This is a genomic window from Enterobacter cloacae complex sp.6700776 (assembly GCF_048284255.1).
GTDB classification, from domain to species: Bacteria; Pseudomonadota; Gammaproteobacteria; order Enterobacterales; family Enterobacteriaceae; genus Enterobacter; species Enterobacter intestinihominis.
Window position 1 is genome coordinate 1 of sequence record NZ_JBLVYK010000012.1, and the last position, 23,952, is coordinate 23,952.

Annotated in this window: 18 protein-coding genes; 10 read left to right on the forward strand and 8 right to left on the reverse strand. The window is 57.1% G+C overall.

All coding sequences use genetic code 11. From position 1 onward, the window contains the following. Window positions 1-146 precede the first annotated feature (146 nt). Together envZ and ompR are read right to left on the reverse strand one after the other, a co-directional pair. The gene (envZ, locus tag ACNQ0T_RS16310) at window positions 147-1,493 is read right to left on the reverse strand and encodes a two-component system sensor histidine kinase EnvZ (RefSeq protein WP_003861615.1); all 1,347 of its coding nucleotides are present in this window, start codon (window positions 1,491-1,493) and stop codon (window positions 147-149) included. Further along, window positions 1,490-2,209: a two-component system response regulator OmpR gene (gene ompR, locus ACNQ0T_RS16315; RefSeq protein WP_001157751.1), complete on the reverse strand. Its 720-nt coding sequence runs from the start codon at window positions 2,207-2,209 to the stop codon at window positions 1,490-1,492. The genes envZ and ompR overlap by 4 nt, the downstream gene beginning before the upstream one ends. Before the next feature lie 228 nt (window positions 2,210-2,437). Here ompR and greB point away from each other — a divergent pair, with 228 nt between their 5' ends. The 5 genes from greB to feoC all read left to right on the forward strand — a co-directional run bounded on the left by greB (window position 2,438) and on the right by feoC (window position 8,489). Next, window positions 2,438-2,911 (forward strand): transcription elongation factor GreB, encoded by a 474-nt coding sequence (gene greB / locus ACNQ0T_RS16320; RefSeq protein WP_022649631.1) that lies wholly within the window; start codon window positions 2,438-2,440, stop codon window positions 2,909-2,911. Window positions 2,912-2,998: 87 nt separating this feature from the next. Next, on the forward strand, window positions 2,999-5,329 hold the full coding sequence (locus ACNQ0T_RS16325) for a Tex family protein (protein WP_022649632.1): 2,331 nt from the start codon (window positions 2,999-3,001) through the stop codon (window positions 5,327-5,329). Window positions 5,330-5,665: 336 nt separating this feature from the next. After that, window positions 5,666-5,893: a ferrous iron transporter A gene (gene feoA, locus ACNQ0T_RS16330; protein WP_022649633.1), complete on the forward strand. Its 228-nt coding sequence runs from the start codon at window positions 5,666-5,668 to the stop codon at window positions 5,891-5,893. A 30-nt stretch (window positions 5,894-5,923) separates the two neighbouring features. Continuing rightward, window positions 5,924-8,242 carry a Fe(2+) transporter permease subunit FeoB gene (gene feoB, locus ACNQ0T_RS16335; RefSeq protein ID WP_022649634.1) on the forward strand — a complete coding sequence of 773 codons (2,319 nt, stop codon included), beginning with the start codon at window positions 5,924-5,926 and terminating at the stop codon, window positions 8,240-8,242. A 10-nt stretch (window positions 8,243-8,252) separates the two neighbouring features. Then, window positions 8,253-8,489 carry a [Fe-S]-dependent transcriptional repressor FeoC gene (gene feoC, locus ACNQ0T_RS16340; RefSeq protein ID WP_063138080.1) on the forward strand — a complete coding sequence of 79 codons (237 nt, stop codon included), beginning with the start codon at window positions 8,253-8,255 and terminating at the stop codon, window positions 8,487-8,489. Here feoC and bioH read toward each other — a convergent pair. Further along, window positions 8,464-9,246, reverse strand: coding sequence for a pimeloyl-ACP methyl ester esterase BioH (bioH, locus tag ACNQ0T_RS16345; RefSeq protein WP_280005253.1), 783 nt, complete (start codon window positions 9,244-9,246; stop codon window positions 8,464-8,466). The two genes, feoC and bioH, sit on opposite strands and share 26 nt — an antisense overlap. A 36-nt stretch (window positions 9,247-9,282) precedes the next feature. Here bioH and gntX point away from each other — a divergent pair, with 36 nt between their 5' ends. From gntX to gntT, 3 genes are all read left to right on the forward strand, one after another. After that, on the forward strand, window positions 9,283-9,963 hold the full coding sequence (gene gntX / locus ACNQ0T_RS16350; RefSeq protein WP_023298787.1) for a DNA utilization protein GntX: 681 nt from the start codon (window positions 9,283-9,285) through the stop codon (window positions 9,961-9,963). Between the two features lie 61 nt (window positions 9,964-10,024). Then, entirely contained in the window at window positions 10,025-10,600 is a 576-nt protein-coding gene (nfuA, locus tag ACNQ0T_RS16355) for a Fe-S biogenesis protein NfuA (RefSeq protein ID WP_003861601.1), read from the forward strand. A gap of 305 nt (window positions 10,601-10,905) precedes the next feature. Next, window positions 10,906-12,222, forward strand: coding sequence for a gluconate transporter (gntT, locus tag ACNQ0T_RS16360; protein WP_022649637.1), 1,317 nt, complete (start codon window positions 10,906-10,908; stop codon window positions 12,220-12,222). An 87-nt stretch (window positions 12,223-12,309) separates the two neighbouring features. Here gntT and malQ read toward each other — a convergent pair whose 3' ends face one another. Together malQ and malP are read right to left on the reverse strand one after the other, a co-directional pair. Continuing rightward, window positions 12,310-14,388, reverse strand: coding sequence for a 4-alpha-glucanotransferase (malQ, locus tag ACNQ0T_RS16365; RefSeq protein ID WP_417930242.1), 2,079 nt, complete (start codon window positions 14,386-14,388; stop codon window positions 12,310-12,312). Between the two features lie 9 nt (window positions 14,389-14,397). Continuing rightward, on the reverse strand, window positions 14,398-16,791 hold the full coding sequence (gene malP / locus ACNQ0T_RS16370; RefSeq protein ID WP_417930243.1) for a maltodextrin phosphorylase: 2,394 nt from the start codon (window positions 16,789-16,791) through the stop codon (window positions 14,398-14,400). A gap of 573 nt (window positions 16,792-17,364) precedes the next feature. Between malP and malT the strand changes: the two genes are divergently transcribed. Then, window positions 17,365-20,070: an HTH-type transcriptional regulator MalT gene (gene malT / locus ACNQ0T_RS16375; protein WP_022649640.1), complete on the forward strand. Its 2,706-nt coding sequence runs from the start codon at window positions 17,365-17,367 to the stop codon at window positions 20,068-20,070. Between the two features lie 97 nt (window positions 20,071-20,167). Here malT and ACNQ0T_RS16380 read toward each other — a convergent pair whose 3' ends face one another. Genes ACNQ0T_RS16380 through glpE form a run of 3 tightly spaced genes read right to left on the reverse strand, consistent with a single transcriptional unit; the run spans window position 20,168 to window position 22,153 of the window. Beyond that, window positions 20,168-20,926 (reverse strand): DeoR/GlpR family transcriptional regulator, encoded by a 759-nt coding sequence (locus tag ACNQ0T_RS16380; protein WP_022649641.1) that lies wholly within the window; start codon window positions 20,924-20,926, stop codon window positions 20,168-20,170. 16 nt (window positions 20,927-20,942) lie between these two features. Next, window positions 20,943-21,773: a rhomboid family intramembrane serine protease GlpG gene (gene glpG, locus ACNQ0T_RS16385; RefSeq protein ID WP_022649642.1), complete on the reverse strand. Its 831-nt coding sequence runs from the start codon at window positions 21,771-21,773 to the stop codon at window positions 20,943-20,945. 47 nt (window positions 21,774-21,820) lie between these two features. Further along, the gene (gene glpE, locus ACNQ0T_RS16390) at window positions 21,821-22,153 is read right to left on the reverse strand and encodes a thiosulfate sulfurtransferase GlpE (RefSeq protein ID WP_022649643.1); all 333 of its coding nucleotides are present in this window, start codon (window positions 22,151-22,153) and stop codon (window positions 21,821-21,823) included. A 285-nt stretch (window positions 22,154-22,438) separates the two neighbouring features. On the opposite strand from glpE, the gene glpD reads away from it, so the two are divergent. Further along, the gene (glpD, locus tag ACNQ0T_RS16395) at window positions 22,439-23,947 is read left to right on the forward strand and encodes a glycerol-3-phosphate dehydrogenase (RefSeq protein WP_023298790.1); all 1,509 of its coding nucleotides are present in this window, start codon (window positions 22,439-22,441) and stop codon (window positions 23,945-23,947) included. The last annotated feature ends 5 nt before the right edge of the window (window positions 23,948-23,952 follow it).

A 23,952-nucleotide genomic window follows, 5' to 3' on the forward strand; every position in this document is an offset into this window, starting at 1 on the left:
TCAGCGATTTACAGCCGGACCAGGGCATCGCTGACAGCCCTCAGTCATTTAGAAAGCAACTTTATTGCTTCTGCATAAAAAAATTACTGGGGATCCCTCTCCCCGTGGGAGAGGGCCGGGGTGAGGGCATCAGGCCCCACCCTTTTTTAACTCTCTTTCACCTGCCCCCGTAAAACCGGCACCGGTAACCATGCGCGAATGCTCAAACCACCCCGTTCGCTGGTGCCAATTTCCAACAGTCCGTTATGGTTATCAACAATACGCTGCACAATCGCCAGGCCTAAGCCGGTTCCGCTGGTGCTGCGCGCGCTGTCGCCGCGCACAAACGGCTGGAACAAGTGCTTACGCTGCTCAGGCTTGATGCCCGGGCCATCGTCTTCCACCTGGAACCAGGCGCGGTTGAGTTCCGTACCGCTGCTGACTTTGATCCAACCGTTGCCGTAGCGCGCCGCGTTGACCACCATATTCGCCACCGCGCGTTTGATGGAGAGCGGGTGCATACGTACCTGAATCTCGCCCGCCTGAAGGTCGGTCGCAATTTCACGTTCATAACCGCTTTCGGCGGCAACAACTTCGCCCAGAACCGCGTTCAGATCCGCCATCTCCATCGGCATCTCCTGCCCGGTGCGCAGGTAGTCGATAAACTGCTCGATGATGGCGTTACACTCTTCGATATCCTTGTTGATGGACTCTGCAAGATAACCATCCTGCTCGCCCATCATCTCTGTTGCCAGCCGGATACGTGTCAGCGGGGTGCGAAGGTCATGGCTAACCCCCGCCATCAGCAGCGTACGGTCGTCAGCCAGCTGTTTAACGCCTGCCGCCATGTGGTTAAAAGCACGCGTTACCGAGCGCACTTCCGATGCGCCATACTCGCGCAGCGGCGGTGGGATAATACCTTTACCAACCTGCAATGCCGCATGCTCCAGGTCGACCAGCGGTCGGTTCTGGATACGAATAAACAGCCATGCGCCACCGATGGCCAGCAGCATGATCGCCAGGGTGTATCGGAACAGCGGTGAGAAGTCGCCCTGATGAATCTCGGTGAGCGGAACACGCACCCAGATGTTGGGTGACAGCCAGGTTTTCAGCCAGACAACCGGCGAGCTTTTATTGACCTCAACGCGCACTTCCGTCGGGCCGCCAAGCTGCTGCGCCATCTGCTGGCTAAGGAATTCATAGTGCTGCGCCCAGCGCAGGCCGGCATCTTCCGCCGCTTCGTTCGAATAGAGAGAAATGCCCAACTCACGGTAGATTTCCCGACGGAATGCCGGGGGAACAACCAACTGCGTGCCGTCCTCCAGTTGCAGTTTGTCGGTCATCAGCATACGCACTTCGTATGCCAGCACCTTATTAAACTGCTGAAGGCTCGGCAGGATCGCAAAGTTCAGCACCACCAGGTAGGTCGTCACCAGGCTGACAAACAGCAGGGTGACGATCAATAACAGCGTGCGGGCAAACGAACTTCGCGGCGAGAAGCGCATTCGCCTCATGCTTTAGAGCCGTCCGGGACAAACACGTAGCCCAGACCCCACACGGTCTGAATATAACGAGGATGCGCCGGATCTTCTTCCACCATGCGGCGCAGACGAGAGATCTGCACGTCGATAGAACGTTCCATTGCGGAGTATTCACGGCCGCGCGCCAGGTTCATCAGCTTGTCACGTGAAAGCGGTTCACGCGGGTGGCTGACCAGCGCTTTCAGTACCGCAAACTCGCCGCTGGTGAGCGGCATTGGCTCATCTTCACGGAACATTTCACGGGTGCCGAGGTTCAGCTTGAACTTACCGAATGCAATGACGGCCTCTTCCTGAGACGGCGCGCCCGGCAGCTCGTTCGCCTGACGACGCAGCACGGCGCGAATACGCGCCAGCAGTTCACGCGGGTTAAACGGCTTAGGAATGTAGTCATCAGCGCCAATCTCAAGGCCGACGATACGGTCAACTTCTTCACCCTTCGCCGTCACCATGATGATTGGCATCGGGTTGCTCTGGCTACGCAGACGACGGCAAATAGAGAGCCCATCTTCGCCAGGCAGCATCAGGTCCAACACCATCAGGTGGAAGGATTCACGCGTCAGCAGACGATCCATCTGTTCCGCGTTCGCGACGCTACGAACCTGGAAGCCCTGCTCGGTCAGATAACGTTCCAGCAGCGCACGCAGGCGCATGTCGTCATCTACGACCAGAATTTTGTAGTTCTCTTGCATTGTGTGTACTCCCAAAGGTTCGGATAAGCCTGGAACAGCGTATTCTAAAAAAGTGCACGGGTTCGACCAGCAAATTCTGGTATAAATTCTAGACGAAATTGTTACAAAGCATATTTAACAGCAGCTTATCTGTTCATTTCATCACATAAATCATTATTAATCTTGTCTGTTACACTGTGCGCTACGTATTGTGCGCAAAGACAGTTAACCGGCATTAAAGGCAGCACCATGAAAACGCCTCTGATCACCCGCGAAGGGTACGAGAAACTCAAAAAAGAGATGGATTACCTGTGGCGCGAAGAGCGTCCAGAAGTGACCAAAAAAGTCACCTGGGCCGCAAGTCTGGGCGACCGCAGCGAGAATGCGGACTATCAGTACAATAAAAAGCGACTGCGCGAAATCGATCGCCGGGTACGCTACCTGACGAAATGCCTCGAGAATCTCAAAATTGTCGATTACTCCCCGCAGCAGGAAGGTAAAGTGTTTTTCGGCGCGTGGGTCGAAATTGAAAACGACAACGGCGACACCCTGCGTTTTCGTATCGTTGGCTATGATGAAATTTTCGGTCGTAAGGATTACATTTCTATCGATTCACCCATGGCCCGCGCCCTGCTGAAAAAAGAGGTGGGCGATTTAGCCGTTGTCCAGACGCCCGCGGGTGAAGCAAGCTGGTACGTCAACGAAATCGAGTATGTTAAATAGTCCGAGAGCGCCCTCCCCGGCTGGCTTTTTTTGGTGTCAGCCCGTATAACTATCCCCCTGATTTTCGATCCACAAGATGAACTGACCATGATGAAAGAGTCGCTCTGCCGCATTATTGCGGGTGATATTCAGGCCAGAGCCGAACAGGTAGAAGCTGCCGTTCGTCTGCTTGATGAAGGGAACACCGTGCCGTTTATTGCACGTTATCGTAAGGAAGTCACCGGCGGTCTGGATGACACGCAGCTGCGTAACCTTGAGACCCGTCTGGGCTATCTGCGCGAGCTGGAAGACCGACGTCAGGCGATCCTCAAATCTATCGGCGAGCAGGGCAAGCTGACCAGTGACCTGGAAAAAGCCATTAACGGTACCCTGAGCAAAACCGAACTTGAAGATCTCTATCTGCCGTACAAACCGAAGCGCCGCACGCGCGGGCAGATTGCGATCGAAGCCGGCCTTGAGCCGCTGGCCGACCTGCTGTGGAACGAGCCGTCTCACGATCCGGAAACCGAAGCCGCCAGATTTATCGACGCCGAAAAAGGCGTAGCGGACACCAAAGCCGCGCTGGACGGCGCTCGCTACATTCTGATGGAGCGCTTCGCCGAAGACGCGGCGCTGCTGGCCAAAGTGCGTGATTACCTGTGGAAGAACGCCCATATCGTCTCCACCGTGGTGTCCGGCAAAGAGGACGAAGGCGCGAAATTCCGCGACTACTTCGATCACCACGAACCCATTTCTACCGCGCCGTCTCACCGCGCGCTGGCGATGTTCCGCGGTCGTAACGAAGGCGTGCTGCAACTCTCCCTGAATGCCGATCCGCAGTTTGACGAGCCGCCTAAAGAGAGCCACTGTGAGCAGATCATAATCGACCATCTGGGCCTGCGCCTGAACAACGCCCCGGCGGACAGCTGGCGCAAAGGCGTGGTGAGCTGGACCTGGCGCATCAAGGTGCTCATGCACCTCGAAACCGAGCTGATGGGCACCGTGCGCGAGCGCGCCGAAGACGAAGCGATCAACGTCTTCGCCCGTAACCTGCACGACCTGCTGATGGCTGCGCCGGCTGGCCTGCGCGCCACCATGGGTCTCGATCCGGGTCTGCGCACCGGCGTGAAGGTGGCCGTGGTTGACGGCACCGGCAAGCTGGTTGCCACCGACACCATTTACCCGCACACCGGTCAGGCAGCGAAAGCGGCTGTCGTGGTCGCCGCGCTGTGCGAGAAGTACAACGTTGAGCTGGTTGCCATCGGTAACGGTACGGCGTCCCGCGAAACCGAACGTTTCTATCTCGACGTGCAGAAGCAGTTCCCGAAAGTGACGGCGCAGAAAGTGATCGTCAGCGAAGCGGGGGCATCTGTCTATTCCGCCTCTGAGCTGGCAGCGCAGGAGTTCCCGGAACTGGACGTTTCCCTGCGCGGTGCGGTCTCTATCGCCCGTCGTTTGCAGGATCCGCTGGCGGAGCTGGTGAAAATTGACCCGAAATCCATCGGCGTGGGCCAGTATCAGCACGACGTGAGCCAGACGCAGCTGGCGCGCAAGCTGGATGCGGTGGTGGAAGACTGCGTTAACGCCGTCGGCGTGGACCTGAATACCGCTTCCGTTCCGCTGTTGACCCGCGTAGCAGGCCTGACCCGTATGATGGCGCAGAATATCGTCGCCTGGCGTGATGAGAACGGTCAGTTCCAGAACCGCCAGCAGCTGCTGAAGGTGAGCCGTCTGGGGCCGAAAGCTTTTGAGCAGTGCGCGGGCTTCCTGCGCATCAACCACGGCGATAACCCGCTGGATGCCTCTACCGTTCACCCGGAAGCCTATCCGGTTGTCGAGCGTATCCTGGCCGCCACCCAGCAGGCGCTGAAAGACCTGATGGGCGACAGCAGCGCGCTGCGTAACCTGAAAGCGGTGGATTTTACCGACGAACAGTTCGGCGTGCCGACGGTCACTGACATCATCAAAGAGCTGGAAAAACCGGGCCGCGATCCGCGTCCTGAGTTTAAAACCGCGACCTTTGCTGACGGCGTGGAAACCATGAACGACCTGCTGCCGGGCATGGTGCTGGAAGGGGCGGTAACCAACGTCACCAACTTTGGCGCGTTTGTGGATATCGGCGTGCATCAGGACGGTCTGGTGCATATCTCTTCCCTCGCCGACAAGTTCGTTGAAGATCCGCACACCGTGGTCAAAGCGGGCGACATCGTGAAGGTGAAAGTGCTGGAAGTGGATCTTCAGCGTAAGCGTATCGCCCTGACCATGCGTCTGGACGAGCAGCCGGGCGACACTAACGCGCGCCGTGGCGGTAATGGCGGTGGCCGTGAACAGCAGCGTCCGGCAGCGAAAGCCGCGAAGCCACGCGGACGTGACGCACAGCCAGCAGGCAACAGCGCGATGATGGATGCGCTGGCAGCGGCGATGGGTAAGAAACGCTAATCCTGTAAATGCCCCTCACCCTAACCCTCTCCCCAAAGGGGAGAGGGAACTTGAACACCCTCGCCCCTTTGGGGAGAGGGCCGGGGTGAGGGGAAAAATTATATCGTAAAATATGAAACCGATTGCATATCCATATTTAAACCGCTATTTATCACTCCATTAACAAATACGCTTTTTATTCCTTCCCGGGTATTCCCGCAAATATTGAGCAAGGTCAAGCAGACCGCAAATTAATACGATTAACAACATCCCGTCACATTTTTATTATTGCTGATAAAAACTATTCTCATTATCATCGCAGTGTTGATTATTTAACCTCTCGTGGAATCAGGCGCTATGCAATTCACTCCAGAAAGTGCGTGGAAAATTATCGGTTTTACCCGTGAGATAAGCCCGGCCTATCGGCAGAAGCTACTGTCACTGGGCATGCTACCCGGCTCATCATTCCAGGTGGTGCGCGTGGCGCCGTTGGGCGATCCTGTTCATATCGAAACCCGACGCGTTAATCTGGTTCTGCGTAAAAAAGACCTCGCATTAATTGAAGTTGAATCTTTATCCCGTTAACAAGCCAGCGGTTTCAGTGAGTCTAAAACAATGAAAAAATTAACTATTGGCTTAATTGGCAATCCTAATTCCGGCAAGACAACCTTATTTAATCAGTTAACCGGCGCACGCCAGCGTGTGGGAAATTGGGCAGGCGTAACGGTTGAACGCAAAGAAGGCCAGTTCACAACGACAGATAATCAGGTCACGCTGGTTGATTTACCGGGGACCTATTCACTCACCACAATTTCATCTCAGACCTCTCTCGATGAGCAAATTGCCTGCCACTATATTCTGAGCGGCGACGCGGATCTGCTCATCAATGTGGTGGATGCCTCCAATCTCGAACGAAATCTTTACCTCACGCTACAGCTGCTGGAGCTGGGGATCCCCTGCATCGTAGCGCTTAACATGCTCGACATTGCCGAGAAGCAAAAGCTGCGCATCGACGTCGACGCCCTCTCCGCCCGTCTGGGCTGCCCGGTGGTTCCGCTGGTTTCTACCCGCGCGCGCGGCATTGACGCCCTGAAGCTGGCAATTGACCGCCACACGGGCAATGCCGACGTCGAACTGGTGCACTACGCCCAGCCGCTGCTGCGCGAGGCCGGGCAGCTGGCGCAGGAGATGGACAACGCCATGCCCGCCAGACAGCGCCTGTGGCTTGGCCTGCAAATGCTGGAAGGCGATATCTACAGCCGCGCCTACGCAGGCGATGCGGCGGATAAGCTGAGCGTTGCACAGGCTCGCCTGAGCGACGAGCTGGATGACCCGGCCCTGCACATTGCGGATGCGCGCTATCAGGCCATCGCCGCTATCTGTGACGTGGTCAGCAATGCATTAACCGCTGAACCCAGCCGCTTCACCGCCGCCGTGGATAAGATTGTGCTCAACCGCTTCCTCGGTTTGCCAATCTTTTTACTGGTGATGTACGTAATGTTCCTGCTCGCTATAAACATCGGCGGTGCATTACAACCCATCTTTGATGGCGGCTCTGTCGCTATCTTCGTGCACGGTATTCAGTGGCTGGGCTACACCCTCCACTTCCCGGAATGGTTGACCATCTTCCTTGCGCAGGGGATCGGCGGCGGGATCAATACCGTCCTGCCGCTGGTACCGCAGATCGGCATGATGTACCTGTTCCTCTCCTTCCTTGAAGATTCCGGTTACATGGCACGCGCCGCCTTCGTGATGGACCGCCTGATGCAGGCGCTGGGGCTGCCGGGGAAATCCTTCGTGCCGCTGATTGTCGGTTTTGGCTGTAACGTGCCGTCAGTCATGGGCGCGCGTACGCTGGACGCACCGCGCGAACGCCTGATGACCATCATGATGGCGCCGTTCATGTCCTGCGGCGCACGTCTGGCGATCTTCGCGGTCTTTGCCGCGGCGTTCTTTGGTCAGGAAGGGGCGCTGGCCGTCTTCTCCCTGTATGTGCTGGGTATCGTGATGGCTATTCTCACCGGCCTGATGCTGAAGCACACCATCATGCGTGGCGAAGCGTCGCCGTTCGTGATGGAACTGCCGGTTTATCACGTTCCGCATCTGAAAAGCCTGATTATTCAAACCTGGCAGCGCCTGAAGGGCTTTGTTCTGCGCGCCGGTAAGGTGATTGTAGTGGTCAGCATTTTCCTGAGCGCCCTGAACAGCTTCACCCTGAGCGGCCAGGCAGCGGACAACATTAATGACTCTGCCCTTGCCTCCGTCAGCCGGATCATTACGCCGGTCTTCAAACCGATTGGCGTACAGGAAGACAACTGGCAGGCAACCGTGGGCCTGTTCACCGGCGCGATGGCAAAAGAGGTGGTTGTCGGCACCCTGAACACGCTCTACACCGCGGAAAACATCCAGGAAGAGGAGTTCAACCCGGCAGAGTTCAGCCTCGGTGACGAACTTCTGGGTGCAGTAGAAGAGACCTGGCAGAGCCTGAAAGACACCTTCAGCCTGAGCGTGCTGGCGAACCCGATTGAAGCCAGCAAAGGCGACGGCGTAATGGCGACCGGAGCAATGGGCGTGATGGGTCAGAAATTTGGCAGCGCGTCGGCGGCCTACAGCTACCTGATCTTCGTCCTGCTCTATATTCCGTGCATCTCGGTCATGGGCGCCATTGCCCGTGAGTCCAGCCGCGGCTGGATGGGCTTCTCCATTCTGTGGGGGCTGAACATTGCCTACTCGCTGGCGACCGTGTTTTATCAAACCGTCAATTACAGCCAGCATCCGCGCTACAGCCTGGTCTGTATCCTCGCGGTGATCCTGTTTAACGTGATGGTGATTGGCCTGCTGCGCCGGGCACGTAGCCGCGTTGACGTTAACCTGCTGGCAACGCGCAAAACCCCAACGACCTGCTGTAGTAGCCCTGCGGGCGACTGTCACTGAGGGGAAAAAGATGGCATCGTTGATTCAGGTCCGTGACTTACTGGCGTTACAGGGACGAATGGAGGCGAAGCAGCTCAGCCTCAGCCTGCATACGCCGCAGCCGATGATCGATGCTATGCTGGAAAGGCTGGAGGCGATGGGGAAAGCCGTGCGCATTCAGGAAGAGCCGGACAGTTGTCTGTCCGGCAGTTGTAAAAGTTGTCCGGAAGGTAAAGCCTGCCTCAGGGAGTGGTGGGCGCTTCGCTGATAAAATTGGACAGCGCCGAACAAAACTCAGCAGGATGAGAGATGAACGGCGCATGTGCCGCTTTGGCAACCACCATTGATTCACTCTCCGGCCACAGCGCATCCAGCAGCGGAACCACCTTGCGCGGGACCAGCCCATCCAGATAGCCATAAATACGCAGATGCGGCACCGTCAGTGACGCCAGCGGCTCACGCAAATCGGCCGTTTTCAGGATCTCCAGTCCACCGTTCAGCACCTCAACCTCCGGCATCGGCAGGGAAAGCACCGTCTGCTTCAGCATTCGCGCGTCCTGACGGGCGGTTTCTGTTCCCATCGTCTGCAACGCCAGGAAACGCTCCACCGTCCGCTGGAAATCTTCGCTCAACTGGTGCTGGAACCCGGCCAGCACCTCAGGTTTGATGCCCGGCCACGCCTCGCGGGCGCTGAAACAGGGTGATGAGGCAACGGTGATCAGCGCCTGGACCCGCTCAGGATGGCGCAGCGCAATCTGGCTTGCCACCAGCCCGCCCAGGCTCCAGCCGAGCCAGACGGCTTTTTGCGGCGCCGCTTCCAGAACCTGCTCCGCTATGTCGTCGAGCGTCATCGCGCCGTAGCCGTGGCTGCGGCCATACCCCGGCAGATCCACCAGGTGTACCGTAAATTGCGAGGCCAGTTCCTCACTTATGCAACGCCACACTTCGGCGTTCAGTCCCCATCCGTGCAGCAGCACAAGATGACAATTTCCCGTTCCAACGGTCTGCCACCACAGCGTCTTCATCAGTTAACGTTCTCTTTTTTCACATGGAGGTTGCGTATGCTAACAGTGCCGGGCTTGTGCTGGCTATGCCGAATGCCACTTGCGCTGAGCGCGTGGGGCGTCTGTTCCGTTTGCACGGGAGCGCTGGGTTACCTGAAGGGCTGTCCGCAATGCGGCTTGCCTGCCGTAAGCCAGACGCTCCCCTGTGGTCGATGCCTGAAAAAAGCGCCGCCGTGGAGCGCGCTGGTGGCGGTGGATGATTACGTTTTGCCGCTGAGTCGTCTGGTTCATCAGTTTAAGTTTTCCAGCCAGTTCGCGCTGGCGCAGCCACTGGCACGCCTGTTATTACTGGCGGTATTGCAGGCGCGAAGAACGCGTGGGCTACCGTCGGTCGACACGCTCGTGAACGTGCCACTCTTTCAGCGTCGGCACTGGCGGCGGGGATACAATCAGAGCGACCTGCTGTGCCGTCCGCTCGCCCGCTGGCTGGGTTGCCGGTACCCCGCCTCTGCGCTGAAACGTATTCATGCCACTGCCGTTCAGCACCGGCTCAACGCCCGGTCGCGCAAAAGAAACCTGAAAAACGCCTTTCGCCTTGAATTGCCGGTCAACGGTCTCCATATCGCGATTGTGGATGATGTCGTCACCACGGGCAGTACCGTGGCTGAACTTTCCCGACTGCTTTTGCAAAGCGGCGCCGCGTCAGTTCAGGTATGGTGTCTGTGCCGTACCTTGTAGCCCTTCTTCAATGGGCGTATGATTATACCCAGGTAATTTAGTCAACTATTAGGCCAAAGCTATGATCCGTATTTCCGATTCTGCACAAGCGCACTTTGCCAAACTGCTGGCAAATCAGGAAGAAGGGACGCAGATCCGCGTGTTTGTGATCAATCCAGGCACTCCGAATGCAGAATGTGGTGTCTCTTATTGTCCTCCGGATGCTGTGGAAGCAACTGACACTGCCCTTAAATTTGAACAGCTCACCGCGTACGTTGACGAGCTGAGCGCGCCGTATCTTGAAGATGCGGAGATTGATTTCGTCACCGACCAGCTGGGTTCTCAGCTGACGCTGAAGGCGCCAAACGCGAAGATGCGTAAAGTCTCTGACGATGCCCCGCTGATGGAGCGTGTGGAATATCTGCTGCAATCGCAGATCAACCCGCAGCTGGCCGGCCACGGTGGACGTGTTTCCCTGATGGAAATCACCGAAGATGGTCTGGCGATCCTGCAATTCGGCGGCGGCTGTAACGGCTGCTCCATGGTCGATGTAACCCTGAAAGAAGGGATCGAGAAGCAGCTGCTGAACGAATTCCCGGAACTGAAAGGCGTGCGCGATCTGACCGAACACCAGCGCGGCGAGCACTCTTACTACTAATTCAGTGCCCGTCTGTATTGCCCGGTGGCGCTGCGCTTACCGGGCCTGCTTTTTCTTGCCTCCCCCTCTATATGTTGACCTGCGTCTCATAATTCAAATTTTGCCTCCCTGGGTGATTCTCAATCACGCCATGTTACCCGTATCATTCCCATGGGCACTCAACACCCTTATAACAGCCGACTAAACTTATCGTTTTCGCAGGCATCAGTATGAGTGCCGTTAATACTCTGTTCCCAGTTGGGACAACCGGAATTTGTCGTTGAAACAATGACGTTACCCATAACAATTCAAAGGCCAGGTCAATCATGCCATTAGTCATCGTCGCTATCGGTGTTGTGTTATTACTGCTCTTGATGATCCGCTTCAAAATGAACGGATTTATCGCTCTGGTTCTGGTGGCACTTGCAGTCGGTCTGATGCAGGGAATGCCGCTGGTTAAAGTTATCAGCTCCATTAAAGCCGGTGTCGGCGGTACGCTCGGCAGCCTGGCGCTGATCATGGGCTTCGGCGCCATGCTCGGTAAAATGCTCGCGGACTGCGGTGGCGCGCAGCGTATTGCCACTACCCTTATCGATAAATTTGGCAAGCAGCACATCCAGTGGGCGGTGGTGTTAACCGGTTTTACCGTCGGTTTCGCACTGTTCTATGAAGTGGGCTTCGTCCTGATGCTGCCGCTGGTGTTCACCATCGCCGCTGCCGCCAACATCCCGCTGCTGTTCGTAGGCGTACCGATGGCTGCGGCGCTGTCCGTCACCCACGGCTTCCTGCCGCCGCATCCGGGTCCAACGGCTATCGCCACCATCTTCCATGCCGACATGGGTAAAACCCTGCTGTTCGGTACGATTCTGGCGATCCCAACGGTTATCCTGGCCGGTCCTGTTTATGCGCGCTTCCTGAAAGGCATTGATAAGCCCATCCCGGAAGGCCTGTACAGCGCCAAAACCTTCACAGATGCAGAGATGCCTGGCTTTGGCGTCAGCGTCTGGACCTCTCTGGTGCCGGTGATCCTGATGGCAATGCGTGCCGTAGCAGAGATGGTTCTGCCGAAAGGTCACGCGTTCCTGTCCGTTGCGGAGTTCCTGGGCGACCCGGTGATGGCAACGCTGATTGCGGTCCTGATCGCCATGTTCACCTTCGGTCTTAACCGTGGTCGTTCCATGGATCAGATCAACGACACGCTGACCTCTTCCATCAAAATCATTGCCATGATGCTGCTGATCATCGGCGGTGGCGGCGCGTTTAAGCAGGTGCTGGTCGACAGCGGCGTGGATAAATACATTGCTGCCATGATGCATGAAACCAACGTATCGCCGCTCCTGATGGCATGGTCTATTGCCGCGGTGCTGCGTATCGCGCTGGGCTCTGCAACCGTTGCGGCGATTACCGCGGGTGGTATCGTTGCGCCGCTGATTGCCACGACGGGCGTCAGCCCTGAGCTGATGGTTATCGCGGTCGGTTCCGGTAGCGTGATTTTCTCCCACGTGAACGATCCGGGCTTCTGGCTGTTCAAGGAGTACTTCAACCTGACCATCGGTGAAACCATCAAGTCCTGGTCCGCGCTGGAGACCATTATTTCGGTGTGTGGCCTGGTCGGGGTGCTGCTGTTGAATATGGTGGTCTGATGCCCTAAGTCGGGTGGCGGCTACGCCTTACCCGACCTACATGAGCACGACCTGATAATAAAAAACCCGCCACTGGCGGGTTTTTTATTACTTCTTACCGGCTGCTTTTCGCCGTTTATCCAAATCCTTAATCAACCTATTCACGCCGTCATCCGCAAACATCTTCTCAAGCGTAGTGGACAGCTTGCGACGCCAGTTTTTGTACTGATAGCTGGTGCCGGGAATGTTTACCGGCTCCGCCATATCAATCCAGTCTTCCGGTTGCAGACCGAGCAACGCGCTGTTGCTGTCGGCAATATAGCGCTGTAAGCCACGGTTAAGCGTTGGCGTCATCGACATCAGCGACGCCTTATGCCCGGCGCGCTTCGGCAGACAGCCATGCTTATGCAGCGCATCCAGCAGCCCCTGTTTCGCCAGCTCGCGATCCTGATACAACCCACGCAGAACCTCTTCATCCGGGTAGAGGCCCAGCGTTTTGCCGAGCGTCAGGTCGCCGCTTTCCCAGTAGCCTCTGAGCGTAGGAAGATCATGCGTCGTCGCGACTGCCATTGACTGTTCAGGGTACGCTTTCGGCGCGCGGAAGGTTTTCTCATGGTCGTTTTCAAAATAGAGCACTTTGTAGGAGTAAACCCCGCTGTCGCGGAGCTTGCTGACAATCTCAACCGGCACGGTACCGAGATCTTCGCCAATCACCATGCACTGATGACGTTTACTCTCCAGCGCGAGGATTGAGAGCAGATCGTCCACCGGATACTGCACGTACGCCCCGTGATCGGCCGTTTCACCGTACGGGATCCACCACAGACGCAGCACAGACATGACATGGTCGATACGCAACGCGCCGCAGTTCTGCATGTTAGCGCGCAGCAGATCGATAAACGGCTCGTAGGCACGCGCCGCCATCACGTGTGGATCCATCGGCGGCAAGCCCCAGTTCTGACCAAGCGGGCCCAGAATATCCGGCGGCGCACCGACGGAGGCTTTCAGACAGTAAAGTTCACGGTCACACCAGGTCTCCGCCCCACCTTCCGCCACGCCGACGGCCAGATCGCGATACAGACCGATCGGCATGTTATAGCCCTGGCTCACCTGCCAGCAGGCAGCAAACTGGCTGTACGCCAGCCACTGCAACCAGAGATAGAAATCCACCTCGTCGGCATGCGTCTCACAAAACGCCTTCACTTCCGGGGTATCCACGGACTGATACGCTTCCGGCCACACCGGCCAGCCCCAGCGCATCTCATCCTCCTGGACCTGATACGCATGCAGCGCATCAAACGCCGCCTGCCAGTAAAGGCTCTCGCCTTCCTGCATCACAAACTGGCGGAAGGCTGCCATCTGCTCGTCGTCACGCTTCGCAAAGCCCTTCCAGGCCAGACGCAGCGCCGCCATTTTCAGCGCGGTCACGGAGGCATAATCGACCCAGTCCGCATCGCGGGCCTGTTTCAGCATCTGTTGGGTGGTCTCAAGCTTCCACCACGCCTGCGCCTCTTTGCTGTTTTTGAAATCGTCTAACGCGTTAACGTCGATGTAGATCACGTTCAGCCAGCGGCGGGAAGACGGGCTGTACGGGCTGGCGCTTTCCGGATTCGCCGGATAGAGGGCGTGGATCGGGTTGAGACCGATAAATGCCCCGCCGCGCTCACCAACAGATGCCAGCATCTTTTTCAGGTCGCCAAAATCGCCAATGCCCCAGTTGCTGTCTGAACGCAAGGTGTAAAGCTGCACACAGGCGCCCCACAGCTTTTTGCCTTCGAGTAGCGCCTGCGGCTCATAGCAGCGCTTCGGCGCGACGATCACCCGACAGTGGAAGCGGCTGTCATTCTGGGTGAGCGTCAGGCTGTGATAGCCCTCCGGCAGCTTCGCCGGAAGGGTGAGGGTTTTGCCGCCGGTGGCATGGCCTTTATGCTGATGCCCCTCTTCGGTGGTGAGCAGCCAGCTGAACTCGCCGCGTCCTTCCACCGCCAGCGGCATCTTTTTGCCCGCGGTAAAGACCTTCACGTTCGGCACCGGCGCTCCCGACGCTTTCGCGTCGGTTTTGTGCATGGCATCCAGCAAACGTCTTTTGGTGTCCGCACCAATAGACTGCGGTTTGCCGTGCGCATTGATGTAACTGAGGCTAATTCCCGCCGCCTGCGCGGCACTGTCCAGACGTTTACTCTCCATCGCGCTTCCTTAGCGTTTTGCCTGCCAGATACGAGCCTGATAATCACGGATTGAGCGGTCAGAGCTGAACATACCGCAGCGCGCGGTGTTCAGGATACACGCGCGGGTCCAGGCATCCTGGTCACGGTACAGCACGTCGACCTGCTTCTGCGCTTCAACGTAAGCGGTGAAGTCCGCCATCACCAGGTACGGGTCGCCGCCCTGTTTGTCCATGCTGTGCAGCATCTGGTCAAACGCGTGCTTGTCGCCGTCGCTGTACTTTCCGCTTTCCAGCTCTTTCAACACCGCATCCAGCACTTTGTCTTTTTTACGCCATTTCACCGGGTCGTACCCTTTGGCTTTGATGGCTTTCACTTCTTCAACAGTATGGCCGAAGATAAAGATATTCTCTTCACCGACCTTCTCGGCGATTTCAACGTTCGCACCGTCCAGCGTGCCGACGGTCAGCGCGCCGTTCAGGGCCAGCTTCATGTTGCCGGTGCCGGACGCTTCTTTACCGGCGGTAGAGATCTGCTCGGAAATATCCGCCGCCGGGATCAGCATTTCAGCCGCAGAGACGCAGTAGTCCGGCAGGAACACCACCTTCAGCTTGTCGCCCACTTTCGGATCGTTGTTGACCGCCGCCGCCACTTTATTAATGGCAAGGATAATGTTTTTCGCCAGGTAGTAGCCCGGCGCCGCTTTCGCACCGAACAGGAACACGCGCGGGACGCGGTCGGCCTGAGGGTTCTCGCGGATCTCTTTGTACAGCGCCAGAATGTGCAGCAGGTTCAGGTGCTGACGTTTGTACTCGTGCAGGCGTTTGATCTGGATATCGAAAATCGCATTTGGGTTAATTTCAATTCCGGTACGCATTTTCACGAACTCGGCCAGACGTACCTTGTTCTCCAGCTTAATGGCGCGGTACTGCTCGCGGAACTTCGCGTCTTCAGCGTATTTTTCCAGGTTGATGAGCTGGTCCAGATCGTTGGCCCACTCTTTCTTCAGGGTCTTGTCCAGCAGGCCGGCCAGCAGCGGGTTGCACTGTTTGATCCAGCGACGCGGCGTAATGCCGTTGGTCACGTTGTGGAATTTGGTCGGCCACAGCTGGTGGTATTCCGGGAAGAGATCTTTCACCACCAGATCCGAGTGCAGCGCGGCCACGCCGTTCACCGCAAAGCCGCTTACCACGCACATGTTCGCCATGCGCACCTGTTTGTTGTGTACCACGGCCAGCTTCGCCCAAACGGCCTTATCGCCCGGCCAGGTTTTCTCCACCAGCGTTTTGAACTGGTCGTTAATCTTATTGATGATCTGCATATGGCGCGGCAGCAGCGTTTTCACCAGCTTCTCATCCCAGCATTCCAGCGCTTCCGGCATCAGGGTGTGGTTGGTGTAGGCGAAGGTGCGGCTGGTGATGGCCCAGGCGTCGTCCCAGCTCAGCTGATGCTCGTCGATCAGCACGCGCAGAAGTTCCGGGATGGCAATGGTTGGGTGCGTGTCGTTGAGCTGAATAACTTCGAAGTCCGGCAGCTGCGCCAGCTTGCGGCCCGCCAGGTGGTGGCGGCGCAGAATGTCCGCCACGGAGCAGGCGCACTGGAAGTATTGCTGCATCAGGCGCAGCTTTTTACCCGCCAGATGGTTGTCGTTCGGGTAGAGCACTTTGGTCAGCTTCTCGGCGTCGATACCCTGCTGCTCGGCGCGCAGGAAATCACCGTCATTGAATTTAGTCAGGTTGAATGGATGCGCGTGCTTCGCCTGCCACAGACGCAGCGGCTGCGCCACGCCGTTACGGTAGCCGAGCACCGGCAGATCCCAGGCTTCACCGGTAATGGTGAACGCTGGTTCCCAGAGCCCCTGCTTCGTGACTTTCCCGCCAATCCCGACCTGCACATCCAGCTGTGCGTTGTGGCGGAACCACGGGTAAGTATTACGATGCCAGTCGTCCGGCGCTTCCATCTGGTGGCCGTCAGCGAACGACTGGCGGAACAGACCGTACTGGTAGTTCAGACCATAGCCAATGGCCGACTGGCCCACGGTTGCCATGGAATCCAGGAAGCAGGCTGCCAGACGTCCCAGACCGCCGTTACCCAGCGCCGGATCAATCTCTTCTTCCAGCAGATCGGTCAGGTTGATGTCGTGTTCTTTCAGCACATCGCCGACGTCCTGATACCAGCCAAGGTTCAGCAGATTGTTACCCGTCAGACGGCCAATCAGGAACTCCATCGAAATGTAGTTGACGTGACGCTGGCCTTTCACAGGCTTCGTCGCGGGCTGAGCGTCCAGCTGCTCTGCGAGCGCCCCGCTCACCGCCTGCCACCACTGGTGAAGCGTCATCTCGTTTGCAGCATGAAGGCCAAAACGCTGCCACTGACGCGTCAGGGCAGCCTGGAATTGAGCTTTGTTGAAAGTAGGCTGTGACATAGGGAATCGGCATCCTGTAGAGAGAAAACACATTTGGCGCTAGTGTGCCTGGCTCATTGCGCCTCTTCCTCCTCCTGTCGGGGATTAGGCAGGGAGGAGTAGCGGGGATGAGCATAAAAGTGTGATCGAGGCCACTGTGTAAGTGTGCGCTTCGCTGAAAAAGCGATCCCGGAAGAGCGTCAAAGAAATGAAATGCAGTTTCGGAGGAAATTAATCATCGCTGAAATGATTACTTACGTAGAATAATATTTCTCACGTACAGCGGCTTTCCAGCAACACTATTAAGCCAGAGCAACTTTCCCCAAAGTTAATTAACTTCACCGTCATTATCTCTTTCTGAAACCAGTTTCAGCGCAACCGCGCGCCATGCAGACAAGCCAGTAACAGCGCGGCATCCAGCCATTTATGAAAAGTTCCACCAATGATGAGAATGTTTTGTGACAGAGTGCAAATTCAGAGCCTCCAAACCCAGACATAACTTGCAATAGTTCCTCTATTGGCCGAACTTATAGATATTAATTACGAAGCGCAAAAAAAATAAATTCTCTCGTTCCCCACAGTGAAGTGAAAACTATGTTGATTCCGTCCAAATTAAGTCGCCCGGTTCGTCTTGACCATACTGTGGTCCGCGAGCGCCTGCTGGCTAAACTTTCCGGTGCGCATAATTTCCGACTGGCGCTGGTTACGAGCCCTGCGGGTTATGGAAAAACAACGCTCATTTCGCAATGGGCGGCAGGTAAAAGCGATCTTGGCTGGTACTCCCTGGATGAAGGTGATAACCAGCAGGAGCGTTTTGCCAGCTATTTAATTGCCGCGATTCAGCAGGCAACCAACGGACACTGCGTCACCAGCGAGGTGATGGTGCAAAAGCGCCAGTACGCCAGCCTGTCCTCTCTGTTCTCCCAGCTGTTTATCGAACTGGCCGAATGGCATCGCCCGCTGTATGTGGTGATTGATGATTATCATCTGATCACCAACCCGGTTATTCACGAGTCCATGCGGTTCTTCCTGCGCCATCAGCCGGAAAACCTGACGCTGGTCGTCCTGTCGCGCAACCTTCCGCAGCTGGGCATTGCCAACCTGCGGGTGCGCGATCAGCTACTGGAAATTGGCAGTCAGCAGCTGGCCTTTACCCATCAGGAAGCGAAACAGTTCTTTGACTGCCGTCTGACTTCTCCGATTGAGGCGTCGGAAAGCAGCCGCCTGTGTGATGACGTTGCAGGCTGGGCCACGGCGCTTCAGCTGATTGCCCTTTCCGCGCGGCAAAACAATAGCCCAACGCACCAGTCCGCGCGCCGCCTGGCGGGCATCAACGCCAGCCACCTGTCGGATTATCTGGTGGATGAGGTACTCAACAGCGTAGACCTCACTACCCGCCATTTCCTGCTGAAAAGCTCCCTGCTACGTTCGATGAACGATGCGCTGATTGTGCGCGTCACCGGTATTGAAAACGGGCAGCTTCAGCTCGAAGAGATTGAACGTCAGGGTTTGTTCCTGACGCGAATGGACGATCCCGGCGAATGGTTTAGCTACCATCCGCTGTTTGGCAGCTTCCTGCGCCAGCGTTGCCAGTGGGAGATGGCCGCAGAGCTGCCAGAAATTCACCGCGCCGCCGCCGAAAGCTGGATGGCGCAAGGTTTCCCGAGCGAGGCTATCCACCATGCGCTGGCCGCCGGAGATGCCGGTATGCTGCGCGATATTCTGCTCAACCACGCGTGGGGACTGTTCAACCACAGCGAACTGACGCTGCTGGAAGAGTCGTTAAAAGCGCTGCCGTGGGAGAGCCTGCTGGAGAATCCGCGTCTGGTGCTGCTCCAGGCCTGGCTGATGCAGAGCCAGCATCGCTACAGCGAAGTGAACACCCTGCTGGCGCGCGCCGAGCAGGAGATGGAAAGCGAGATGGATGCCACCCTGCACGGCGAATTTAACGCCCTGCGTGCGCAGGTGGCGATTAACGACGGCGACCCGGAAGAAGCCGAACGGCTGGCGATGGTCGCGCTGGATGAGCTGCCGCTGGCGAATTTCTACAGCCGTATTGTGGCCACCTCGGTACACGGCGAAGTGCTGCACTGTAAGGGCGACCTCACGCGTTCGCTTTCGCTCATGCAGCAAACCGAACAGATGGCCCGCCGCCACGATGTCTGGCATTACGCCCTCTGGAGCCTGATCCAGCAAAGCGAGATTTTATTTGCTCAGGGGTTCCTGCAGGCCGCCTGGGAAAACCAGGAGAAAGCGTTCCAGCTGATCCGTGAACAGCATCTGGAACAGTTGCCGATGCACGAGTTCCTGTTGCGTATTCGCGCTCAGCTGCTCTGGGCATGGTCGCGTCTGGATGAAGCAGAAAGCTGCGCCCGCCAGGGCCTGAATGTGCTTTCGAGCTTCCAGCCGCAGCAGCAACTCCAGTGCCTGGCCCTGCTGGTGCAGTGCTCGCTGGCACGCGGCGACCTGGATAATGCCCGCAACCACCTTAACCGCCTGGAAAACCTGCTTGGCAACGGACAGTACCATAGCGACTGGGTCTCCAACGCCGATAAGGTCCGGGTGATTTACTGGCAGATGACCGGCGATAAAAAGTCCGCCGCCAACTGGCTGCGTCACACGCCTAAACCAGAATTTGCCAATAACCACTTCCTGCAAAGCCAGTGGCGCAATATTGCCCGCGTGCAGATCCTGCTGGGTGACTTCGAGCCTGCCGAAATCGTGCTGGAAGAGTTAAACGAAAACGCCCGTAGCCTGCGCCTGATGAGCGATTTAAACCGCAACCTGCTGCTGTTAAACCAGCTTTACTGGCAGGCGGGACGTAAAAACGATGCCCAGCGCGTGCTGCTGGAAGCGTTGCAGCTGGCGAACCGCACCGGGTTTATCAGCCACTTTGTGATTGAGGGTGAAGTGATGGCCCAGCAGTTGCGCCAGCTGATTCAGCTCAACACGCTGCCGGAACTCGATCAGCATCGCGCCCAGCGCATTCTGCGCGAGATCAACCAGCACCATCGCCACAAGTTTGCGCACTTCGATGAGAACTTTGTTGAACGTCTGCTGAACCATCCGGAAGTACCGGAGCTTATCCGCACCAGCCCGCTCACACAGCGTGAATGGCAGGTGCTGGGGCTGATCTATTCAGGCTACAGCAACGAGCAGATAGCCGGTGAGCTGGCGGTGGCGGCAACCACCATCAAAACGCACATTCGCAATCTGTATCAGAAGCTGGGCGTGGCGCACCGTCAGGACGCGGTGCAGCATGCGCAGCAGTTGTTGAAGATGATGGGGTACGGAGTTTAGTTTTGTGCGGCCTGATGCCCTCACCCCGGCCCTCTCCCACAGGGAGAGGGAGTACAATTTGTAGGTCGGGTAAGCGCAGCGCCACCCGACACAACCGCTAGCACAACTCCAGCTGCAAATTGTTATCCTTAATCACCTGCAACACGCCCGCCGGCGGCATCTCGTCGGTGTAGACCGCATTCACCATGCTAATGCTGCCCATGTTGACCATCGCATTGCGGCCAAATTTCGAGTGATCCACCACCAGCATCACGTGGCGCGAGTTCTCAATAATCGCGCGCTTGGTGCGCACCTCGTGGTAATCAAACTCCAGCAGCGAGCCGTCGGTGTCGATGCCGCTGATCCCCAGAATGCCGAAATCGAGGCGGAACTGAGAGATAAAATCGAGCGTCGCTTCGCCGATAATGCCCCCGTCGCGGCTGCGCAGTTCGCCGCCCGCGAGGATGATGCGGAAATCGTCTTTCTGCATCAACGTGTTGGCCACGTTCAGGTTGTTGGTCACCACGCGGAGGTTCTCATGGTTCAGCAGCGCATGGGCGACCGCTTCCGGCGTGGTGCCGATATCAATAAACAGCGTCGCGCCGTTCGGGATCTGGCTCGCCACTTTACGGGCGATACGCTCTTTCTCTGCCGTTTGCGTCGCCTTACGGTCATGCCATGAGGTGTTCACCGAGCTGGACGGCAGCGCCGCGCCGCCGTGATGGCGCAGAATACGGTTCTGATCGGCCAGGTCGTTGAGGTCACGACGGATGGTTTGCGGGCTGACGGCAAACTGCTCCACCAGCTCTTCAGTACTGACGTATCCCTGTTTTTTTACCAGTTCGATAATGGCGTCATGACGTTGTGTTTGTTTCATGAAATATCCCTGGGAATTATGTTCGTTTTCGCGCATGGAGCGTATCGGCCAGCGCCATCGCCAGCCCGACCGCCAGGCCGGTAACGTGCGCACCATTGGCGATAGACATACCAAACAGATCAAACCATCCGGCAATAAGCCATATTAACGCAAAGGTTATTAATCCACGTTGTAAATAGATGCCGCTTTCCGGGTCGCGCTCGCCTCTGAGCCAGGCGTAACCCATCAGGGCGTACACCACGCCGGATAACCCGCCAAACCACGGACCGCTGAATTTATGCTGCACATAGCCGCTTAACAGGGCGCTGATAAGGGTGATCACAATCAGCTTGCCGCTGCCGAGCCGCTTCTCCACTGCTCCGCCGAGATACCACCACCACAGCAGGTTAAAGAGGATATGCATCACCGAGAAGTGCATCAGCGCATGCGTGAAGTAGCGCCAGACGTCAAATTGCAGGGAGGGATCGTACGGCCATGCGAGGGCAATCATCACGCTCTGATCGCCCACCACGCTCATAATAATGAAGACGATGATGCAGGCTGCCATCAAAAGCAGCGTAAACGGTCCTGCGCGCTCGCGGAGGGTGGCGAGAAACGGAAAACGTTGATAGTGCAGGCCACTGTCGGTCTGGCCGGATTGCCAGCTTGCTGCCAGATAACGCGGGTCGCCCGGGTTTTCCAGGAAACGCGCCAGCTCGGCGTTCACGCGCCCAGCCTGGCTTTCGTCTGCCAGCCAGACATCCGTCTGTGTATGCTGCTGAATAGTCAGGATAATGCCCTGCGTCGCCATATAGTCGACAAACGCCTGGGCGACGCGCGGGTTGCTAAAAGAGGTGATCATCAACATGGGCAGCGGTCGCTTATTTCCACACAAAAGGGGACAGTATAGCGGGATCAGCGCTCAAACGCGTATTCAACTTCTGCCGGGAAATGACGATGCCATGCATCGAAGCCGCCATCGACGCTGTATACCGCGTCGTAACCCTGCTGGAGCAGATACTGCGCCGCGCCTTTACTGCTGTTGCCGTGATAGCACATCACCATCACCGGCGTGTCGAAGTCGTTATCGCGCATAAACGCGCCCAGCGTGTCGTTGGTGAGATGGAACGCGCCCGGCGTGTGGCCCATCGCAAAGCTCTGCGGATCGCGGATATCCACCAGCACCGCGGTTTTCTGGTGCATCTTCTGATGGGCTTCTTCTACGTTAATACATTCAAACTGATCCATGGTGTTCTCAACTTATATTCAGGTGTGGTGCGGTTTTCCCCTCACCCTACCCTCTCCCGGAGGGAGAAGGAAACGGATCACCCTCTCCCCGTGGGAGAGGGCTGGGGTGAGGGCATCAGACCGCACCATTTTACCCCGTAGTGTACGTCCTGGCGGCGGGTAAACGCCATTATGTTATCCATATCACTCTAAATTGTTTTTTTGATGTTACCAAAAGCGCGTTCCTTTGCTATTATGAGCGATATCGAACATTTTTGAGCTTTAACGAAAGTGCATGAGGGTGTTATGGAAACCAAAGATCTGATTGTGATAGGCGGGGGCATCAACGGTGCCGGTATTGCGGTTGATGCCGCAGGACGCGGTTTATCCGTGCTGATGCTGGAAGCTAACGATCTCGCCTGCGCGACGTCGTCCGCCAGCTCCAAGCTGATCCACGGAGGCCTGCGCTACCTGGAACACTACGAATTCCGCCTGGTCAGCGAAGCGCTGGCCGAACGCGAAGTGCTGCTGAAAATGGCTCCGCATCTGGCGATCCCGATGCGCTTCCGCCTGCCTCACCGCCCGCACCTGCGTCCGGCGTGGATGATCCGCATCGGCCTGTTCATGTACGATCATCTGGGTAAACGCACCAGCCTGCCGGGTTCGACCGGTTTGCGTTTTGGCTCAGAATCGGTCCTTAAGCCTGAAATCGTGCGCGGTTTCGAATATTCTGACTGCTGGGTGGACGATGCGCGTCTGGTGCTGGCTAACGCGCAGATGGTCGAGAAGAAAGGCGGCGAGGTGAAAACCCGTACCCGCGCGACCGCCGCGCGCCGCGAAAACGGCCTGTGGATTGTGGAAGCGGAAGACGTAGATACCGGTGAGAAGTTTAGCTGGAAAGCGCGCGGCCTGGTGAACGCCACCGGCCCGTGGGTGAAACAGTTCTTCGATGACGGTATGCACCTGCCTTCTCCGTACGGCATCCGCCTGATCAAGGGCAGCCACATTGTGGTGCCGCGCGTGCATACCCAGAAGCAGGCTTATATCCTGCAAAACGAAGACAAGCGCATCGTGTTTGTGATCCCGTGGATGGACGAGTTCTCCATCATCGGCACCACTGACGTGGAGTACAAGGGCGATCCGAAAAACGTTGAGATTGAAGAGAGCGAAGTCAGCTACCTGCTGAAAGTGTACAACGCACACTTTAAGAAACAGCTGGCGCGCGATGACGTGGTCTGGACCTACTCCGGCGTGCGTCCGCTGTGTGATGACGAGTCTGACTCACCGCAGGCCATCACCCGTGACTATACGCTTGATATTCATGACGTAGACGGTCAGGCGCCGCTGCTGTCGGTGTTTGGCGGTAAGCTTACCACCTACCGTAAACTGGCGGAGCATGCGCTGGAGAAACTGGCGCCGTATTACAAAGGCATCGGCCCGGCGTGGACGAAAGGCGCCGTGCTGCCTGGCGGCGATATCGGCAATAACCGCGACGATTACGCCGCGAAGCTGCGTCGCCGCTTCCCGTTCATTACCGAAGGAATGGCGCGCCACTACGCCCGCACCTACGGCAGCAATACCGAACTGTTCCTCGGCGACGCAAAAGAGATTGCCGATCTGGGCGAGCATTTTGGCCATGAGCTGTACGAAGCGGAACTGCGCTACTTGGTGGAACACGAATGGGTGCGCCGTCTGGACGATGCCATCTGGCGTCGTACTAAAGAAGGGATGTGGCTGAATGCCGAGCAGCAGTCTCGCGTGGCGCAGTGGTTGCAACAACATGCGGGAAAGCGTGAATTGTCACTGGCGTCCTGAGGGTG